Source organism: Sphaerisporangium corydalis, from assembly GCF_025506355.1.
Classification (GTDB): Bacteria; Actinomycetota; Actinomycetes; order Streptosporangiales; family Streptosporangiaceae; genus Sphaerisporangium; species Sphaerisporangium corydalis.
On record NZ_JANZYP010000090.1, the window covers coordinates 25,291 to 31,874 of the forward strand.

Sequence of the window (6,584 nt, forward strand, 5' to 3'; positions counted from 1 at the left end):
ACCCGGCATGTGTTCAACCCACAAGCTCGGTGGGCACGGGCATTTCCCCCACCCGGCACCCACTTGGGTGGTGAGCCGTTTGATGTCCACCCAAGAACACACCCCCGGACCAGCAGTACCCTGCTTCCGGCTCAGCCGATGGGCTCGCGTGGTCGGGGTCAGGCGATGGACTGTCCCTCGCCAATCAGGCGTCCCGTAGCGGCGGTATGTCGAGGACCGCCTTTCCCGGTATGCGACGGGCGAACAGGGCGTCCGCCGCCTCTGCGACGAGATCCCAGGCGCCGCGCCAGCCGACCTCGGCGGAGAGCTCGCCGCGCGCGAGAAGACCGACGAGCGTGGCCAGGTCCGGACCGGTGTCCGTCACGTCCCCGAACGAGCTGAGTGTCCTGGCGGGCCCGAGGCCGAAGGTCGAGTTCGGCGGGAAGACGGCCGGTTCGCCGGAGGCCCAGCCGATGCTCTGCAGGTTGCCACCCGGCCCGAGCAGCCCCCATGCGGCGACCAGATGCGGCCCTCCCACATTCTCCAGGACCACGTCCACCGGCCGGCCGATCGTGTCCAGACCCACCACCACCTCGTCCGCACCGAGCTCCGCCAGGCCCGCACCCCTGGCGGGCGAACCCACCGAAGCGATGACATGAGCGCCACCGAGCCGGGCCAGTTGGACGGCGATCCTCCCGACACCGCCGGACGCGCCCGTGATCAGCACGCGCCTGCCCAGGATCGGACCGGCGGCCCGCAGCGTACGCAGAGCGGTGATCCCGGTCATGGGCAGCGCCGCCGCCTCTGCGAGATCCACCTGCTCGGGCACCTCGGCCACGCTGCCGGTGCCGAACACCGCCTGCTGCGCCCACGCACCGGGGCCGAACGCGACGACCCTGCTCCCGGCGGGCGGCCCGGTGCCGTCGGCTGCCGCCCGGAGTACGACCCCGGCCGCGTCGTGGCCCATGACCGTCCCCGGCGGCCGGTACGCGGCGTACCGCATCTCGCCGAAGTTCACCGACGCGTGCAGCACCTCGACCAGAACCTCATCCCGCTCCGGTACCGGCTCGGGGACCTCCCCCACCCGCACCCCCGCCGCCCCTTGCGCATCCGCGACCAGCGCTTTCACACCCACCGCTCCCCTTCCCGCCACCCCGGAACCCCGCCCCCCAATCGGACCGACGGTCCGCTTATGGCCGCGATAGTATGCGGACCCATGGTCCGTTTGCAACCCGATGAACCCCACCCATCCATCACCGGAGACCACACGAACGTGACCCCCGCCACCGGGGAGCGTGCGGACGCGGCGCGCAATCGGCGGGCGATCCTGGCTGCGGCCGAGAGGCTGCTCGCCGAACACGGCGCGCAGCACGTGTCATTGGACCGGGTCGCGGCCGTGGCGGGCGTGGGCAAGGGCACCGTCTTCCGCCGGTTCGGCAGCCGGACCGGCCTGTTCCATGCGCTGCTGGCCGAACGCGCCACCCGCCTGCGCGAGGCCATCGAGTCCGGCCCGCCACCACTCGGCCCGTCCGCCCCGCCCCGAGAACGCCTGCTGGCCTTCCTCGATGAGCTGTCCGGCTTGGCCGCGCGCAACATCGCGCTGATAGCGGCGCACGAGCGCGCCTGCGCCGACGACAAGTACGCGGACCCCACCTACCGCCGCTGGCACGACCACGTTCGCGCCCTGATCGCCGAGGCCAGACCCGACGCCGATGCCCACTTCCTCGGCCACATCCTGCTGGCGTCCTTCGACGGCGACCTTGTCCGCTACATGACCGCCCAGGGCGACGCGAACCGCCTCTCCCGCTCGATCCGCGCCCTCGCCACCACCCTGCTCAACAGCTGACATCCCGGAGACCGGCTCACAGAAGCGACAGTTCACACCACACGATCTTCCCGCCCTCAGGCGGCCACCACGTCCCCCACCCAACGGCGATCCGGCTGACAATAAGCAGCCCCCGGCCATTCTCATCGTCCTGTTCCGGGACGATCGTTATCGGCGGAGCCGGGTCGGCATCCCAGACCTCGATCCGAATGGCACCGGACTTAAGAGACAGGCTTAGGCAAATGCCACCCTCCTCGCCCTGAGTCGGATTCTCGGACGCCCCATCCACCAGGACGAGATTCGCCTTCACGGCATTGCCTACCAGTTCGGACACCACAAGTTCGGCGTCCTCGATTTTCGCTTCGAGCCCCATTTCCAGAAGATTCCGGCGAATGTAGCGACGCGCGGTTCCGGCTGTGGACAACACTGGCGGCAATATCAGGCAATTCGGTCCCATGAGCGTGTACACGATTCTCCTGTCCACAGGTTCCCGTAAAGGCGTACGTCGAGAAATCCAGCGTCGTACGCTCCGGAACAAGAGGCCGCACGTACCCCCGATACGTGAATGCGGCAGCCGCCTCGGGAAAGCAGGTGAGGGATCGTGAACGGCAACCGGATGTCACCCTTGGAGTTCTTCGCCAGGGAGCTACGGCAGGCCCGAGAGTCCGCCGGCCTGAGTCAGGCCCAGCTCGCCACGGCGATCGTGGGCTACTCGCCGTCCTTCGTCGCGATGGTGGAGACCAGCCGTCGCGTGCCCAAACCCGACTTCGCCGAACGCTGCGACCGCATCCTGGACACGGGCGGCATCTTCTCCCGCCTGGTCGACGACCTGGTCTGCCGAGGCATGCCCCCCGAATGGCTCGGCAAATGGCTCACAGTCGAAGCCAAGGCCACATCCCTGCTGTCGTACGAGCCTCTCGTCATACCAGGCCTGTTGCAGACCGAGGCGTACGCGCGCGAGGTGATCGAGCACTCAGGAAGACCCTTCGACGTCGATGATCAGGTGGAAGCGCGGCTTGCGCGACAGCGGATCCTCACCACCGACAAGCGGCCTATGCTCGTCGTCCTGTTGGACGAGGGCGTGCTACGCCGTCCAGTTGGCGGACCCCAGGTCATGAGCGATCAGCTCGTCCATCTACTGGACGTGGCGGAGCGCCGAGATGTCGTTATCCAGATTGTGCCGCTGGAAGTGGGTGCCTATTCTGGCCTGGCGGGAGCCTTTGTCATCGCCAGTTTCGACGGAGGCCAGGTCGTCTACGTGGACAACGCGCTGAGCGGAGACGTCATCGAACGGTCCGCCGACGTGGTGGCCGTGCGACGTCTGTGGGAGTCCCTGCGAGCCGAGGCGCTACCGACGAAGCAATCGATCGAGCTGATGGCAAAGGTGGCCGAGACATGGAAATGATCGATCCGAGCTGGCGGAAGTCCTCGTACAGCAGCGGCAACGGCGGCAACTGCCTGGAGATCGCGATCTATTCCGCCGATCTCGCGGTAAGAGACAGCAAACGCCCCACAGGCCCCACTCTCCGCGTCTCCCCCAGTGAATGGCAGACCTTCCTTCACGCCATCAAAACTCACAACTTCACATCCTGAACCTCCCGTCCCGTAGCCCACAGCAGAGCCCCCACAAGCAATGCGCCTCCACCACACGCGATCAAGGGTCATCACCGACCAAGTCGTGATGGACAGGACTCGGTTCACGGCACTCTTGCCAGTTGAACAAGGCCCAAAACCGCCCGCCGGAGCCGGATCTTGCGAGTCCGTCGGCTGGGCCGAGGGTTGCACGTCCGTCGTCTGGCCTGGACCGTGCGAGTCCGTCGGCTGGGCCGGAGGCTGGGTGCTGCTGGTTCGGGGGGTGTGTTTTGGGTGGGCATCAACTGCTTCACCACCCAAGTGGGTGCCGGGTGGGGAGATCCCCCTGCCCACCGACCGTCCGGGGCCGGGAGTGGTATGGGTCAGAGTTGGTGGGGCCAAGGGGGGTTGGCGCCGGGGACTTTGCAGGTTTCGGCGGCGGCTCGGGTGGCGAAGTGGATCGCGGACTCTATGTCGGCCGCTGTCAGGGTGTCCAGGCGTCCGCCGAGCCTGCCGCGTTCGCGCAGTACGTGCAGTAGTCCGGCGGTGAACGTGTCGCCCGCGCCCACGGTGTCGACCGCCGCGACCTGGACGGCCGGGACCGTGATCCGCAGGCCGTCGAGTGAGGCGAGGACGTCCTCGGCGCCCCGGGTCACGACGACGAGGCGTACGCCAAGCTCGTGCCAGGTGTCGCACGCCTCGTCGGCTGACAGTCCCAGGTGGGCGAGGTCCTCGTCGCTGAGCCGGAGGATGTCGGCGATGCGCGCCCACCGGGGGAGGGCCTCGCGGTAGGTGGCGGGCGGGACCAGGGCGGTCCGCACGTTCGGATCGATGGAGATCGTCGCCCGCGCCCGCATGGTCTCCAGCAGCCGCTCGACGCGGGGGCCGCCGGGCTCCAGGACCAGCGCGAGGGAGCCCGCGTGCACGCAGCAGGCGTCGTACGGGGCCCGTTCGGTGAGCTCCTCGTCGGTCCAGAACCAGTCGGCGGTGCCCTCGGTGTAGAAGTCGTAGGACGCGCGCCCGGCCGCGTCGAGCGCCGTGATCGCCAGGGTGGCGCGCCGGGTGGCGGTGACGCAGGCGCTCAGGTCGACCCCGGAACCGGTCAGGTGGTCGCGGATGAGACGCCCGAGGGTGTCGTCCGACAGGCGGCCGAGGAACCGGGTCGGGGTGCCGAGCCGCCCGAGCGCGACCGCCGTGTTGACCGGGCCCCCTCCGGGGCGCACCTGGAGGTCCAGCATGCCCTCGCCGGGGATCACGAAAGCGTCCGCGACCGCCTCCCCGATCACCGCGATGTGCTCGTCCATAAGGACCGATTCTCTCCCCTGAACGCCGCGCCCGGAGACGACCACCAGGTCGTCGCCGTGCCTGGAGGCGAATACCAGGTCGTCGCCGTGTCCGGAGGTGACCACCAGGTCACCGCCGCGCCCTGGGCGCGGTGGGAGGTTCTGGTGTCGAAGGCCGGCGCGGTAGGGGTGCTCCTGGGACGTGGCCGCCGTGCAAGGGGCCGATGCGATCATGCCGATGGGTGTCCGGGACCGGAGGAAACCCAGATGACACGCCAGGCCGGGCACCGCGATCATCATCGCGTTGACTTACCGAGGAGGAATGTGATGGTGCACCGGATGATCGCCGCGGGTCTGTTCCCGCCGCCGGACTACGCGCACGCGGCCGTGATCGAAGCGGGTGAGCGCCTGGCGTTCATGGCCGGGGCGGTGCCTCTGGACGGGGACGGCGGGCTCGTCGGGGCCGGTGATCACGTGGCTCAGACCCGGCAGGTCATCGCCAACCTGCGGACGGCGTTGGAAGCGGTCGGCAGTGATCTGAGCCGGGTGCTCTCCACCACCGTGTACGTTGTCGCGGACACCCCCGAAGCGCTTGGCCGGGTGTGGGACGTCGTGCGCCGTTCCGAGCTTTCCGCCGGCCCGCATGCTTCGACCTTGCTGGGCGTGTCCTGCCTGGGATACACGGGCCAGCTTGTTGAGATCACTGCCATTGCCGCAGTTCCCTGACGTGCCGCCCCCGAAGGGGATCGGGGGGCCAACCCGGCCGGTAGGCCCTTGGAAAACCGCCCGAGCCGAAGGCGAGGACCTTTCAGTGGAAGTGGGGGAGGATTTCCTTGGTGTAGAAGGTGAAGAAGGCGTCTTGGTCGGGGCCGATCTGGCTGATGTGGATCTCGTCGACGCCGGCGTCGACGTACTGCTGGATGGCCTTGATGTGGTCCTCTGGGTCGGGGCCGCAGGGGGTGGTGGCGGTGGCGTCCTGTTCGGAGACCATTTCGGCGAGTTGCTCGAAGTGCCGGGGGAGGGGCAGGAGTTGTGCGGACTCGCCCTTGATGCCCTGGGTCGGCCACAGCCGGTGGACGGTCTCGCGGGCCTGGGCGGTGTCGTCGGCGTAGCAGACCTTCAGGCCGCCCTGGACGGGTTTGCCGCCTCCGCCGGAGGCGCGGAACTTCTCCACCATGTCGGCGTTCGGCCCGGTGAGGATGTAGCCGTCGCCGATCCGCCCGGCAAGTTCGATTGACTTGTCCCCGAAGCCGGAGATGTAGACGGGCGGCGGCTGGTCGGGCAGCGAGTACAGGCGGGCGGTGTCCACCTTGTAGTGGGTGCCCCGGTGGGTGACGAGCTTGCCGGACCACAGCTCGCGCATCACCTCGATGGCCTCCTCCAGCATCTCCCGCCGCTCGGCGGCAGGCGGCCACCGCGTGTCGATGATGTGCTCGTTGAGCGCCTCCCCGGTGCCGACGCCGAGCCGGAACCGGCCCTCGGTGAGGAGCGCGCTGGTGGCGGCGGCCTGGGCGATGACCGCGGGGTGGATGCGGACGAGAGGGCAGGTCACGGCGGTGGTGACGGGCAGGGACGTGGCCTCGGCGATGGCGCCGATCACCGACCAGACGAACGGGCTCTGCCCCTGGGCGTCCAGCCAGGGGTGGTAGTGGTCGGAGATCCACAGGCTCTCGAACCCGGCCCGCTCGGCCAGCTTGGCCTGGCGTACCAGTTCGCGGGGCCCGTGCTCCTCGCTCGACAGGAAATATCCGAAAGTGGTCATCGCCGCCTCCACGTCAGCTTCGCGTGCACGCCCGATCCCTACCCGGGGCTCGACCCGCAAACGGACTCGGGATACGCGCGGTCCGCCCGCGAAGGGACCGGGATATGTGCGGTCCGGCCCGTAAACGGACCCGGGGCCTGGCCTCAGGGGGTTCGGGGTGGTG

The 6,584-nt window shown here is 68.9% G+C and carries 8 protein-coding genes; 4 read left to right on the forward strand and 4 right to left on the reverse strand.

The window, feature by feature from the left end:
* Positions 1-184: 184 nt before the first annotated feature.
* Positions 185-1,114 carry a zinc-binding dehydrogenase gene (locus NYZ98_RS38165; RefSeq protein WP_262849783.1) on the reverse strand — a complete coding sequence of 310 codons (930 nt, stop codon included), beginning with the start codon at positions 1,112-1,114 and terminating at the stop codon, positions 185-187.
* A gap of 138 nt (positions 1,115-1,252) precedes the next feature.
* Here NYZ98_RS38165 and NYZ98_RS38170 point away from each other — a divergent pair, with 138 nt between their 5' ends.
* The gene (locus tag NYZ98_RS38170; RefSeq protein ID WP_262849785.1) at positions 1,253-1,825 is read left to right on the forward strand and encodes a TetR/AcrR family transcriptional regulator; all 573 of its coding nucleotides are present in this window, start codon (positions 1,253-1,255) and stop codon (positions 1,823-1,825) included.
* A gap of 16 nt (positions 1,826-1,841) precedes the next feature.
* On the opposite strand, the gene NYZ98_RS38175 is transcribed toward NYZ98_RS38170, so the two are convergent.
* Positions 1,842-2,273, reverse strand: a complete 432-nt coding sequence (locus NYZ98_RS38175; RefSeq protein WP_262849787.1) for an ATP-binding protein — start codon at positions 2,271-2,273, stop codon at positions 1,842-1,844.
* Between the two features lie 132 nt (positions 2,274-2,405).
* Between NYZ98_RS38175 and NYZ98_RS38180 the strand changes: the two genes are divergently transcribed.
* Positions 2,406-3,209 (forward strand): helix-turn-helix domain-containing protein, encoded by an 804-nt coding sequence (locus NYZ98_RS38180; protein ID WP_262849789.1) that lies wholly within the window; start codon positions 2,406-2,408, stop codon positions 3,207-3,209.
* Positions 3,200-3,397: a DUF397 domain-containing protein gene (locus NYZ98_RS38185; RefSeq protein WP_262849791.1), complete on the forward strand. Its 198-nt coding sequence runs from the start codon at positions 3,200-3,202 to the stop codon at positions 3,395-3,397. The genes NYZ98_RS38180 and NYZ98_RS38185 overlap by 10 nt, the downstream gene beginning before the upstream one ends.
* 362 nt (positions 3,398-3,759) lie before the next feature.
* Here NYZ98_RS38185 and NYZ98_RS38190 read toward each other — a convergent pair whose 3' ends face one another.
* Positions 3,760-4,893: a carbohydrate kinase family protein gene (locus NYZ98_RS38190; protein WP_262849793.1), complete on the reverse strand. Its 1,134-nt coding sequence runs from the start codon at positions 4,891-4,893 to the stop codon at positions 3,760-3,762.
* 93 nt (positions 4,894-4,986) lie between these two features.
* Here NYZ98_RS38190 and NYZ98_RS38195 point away from each other — a divergent pair, with 93 nt between their 5' ends.
* Positions 4,987-5,385, forward strand: a complete 399-nt coding sequence (locus NYZ98_RS38195; RefSeq protein ID WP_262849796.1) for a RidA family protein — start codon at positions 4,987-4,989, stop codon at positions 5,383-5,385.
* Between the two features lie 82 nt (positions 5,386-5,467).
* Here the strand turns inward: NYZ98_RS38195 and NYZ98_RS38200 are convergent, their stop codons facing one another.
* Positions 5,468-6,421, reverse strand: coding sequence for a TIGR03557 family F420-dependent LLM class oxidoreductase (locus NYZ98_RS38200; protein WP_262849798.1), 954 nt, complete (start codon positions 6,419-6,421; stop codon positions 5,468-5,470).
* Positions 6,422-6,584: the final 163 nt, after the last annotated feature.

Bases quoted from the DNA above. Each gene is read 5' to 3' on its own strand.
- NYZ98_RS38190 (WP_262849793.1), bottom strand. From the start codon at position 4,893: ATGATCGCATCGGCCCCTTGCACGGCGGCCACGTCCCAGGAGCACCCC.
- NYZ98_RS38200 (WP_262849798.1), bottom strand. From the start codon at position 6,421: ATGACCACTTTCGGATATTTCCTGTCGAGCGAGGAGCACGGGCCCCGC.
- NYZ98_RS38195 (WP_262849796.1), top strand. From the start codon at position 4,987: ATGGTGCACCGGATGATCGCCGCGGGTCTGTTCCCGCCGCCGGACTAC.
- NYZ98_RS38185 (WP_262849791.1), top strand. From the start codon at position 3,200: ATGGAAATGATCGATCCGAGCTGGCGGAAGTCCTCGTACAGCAGCGGC.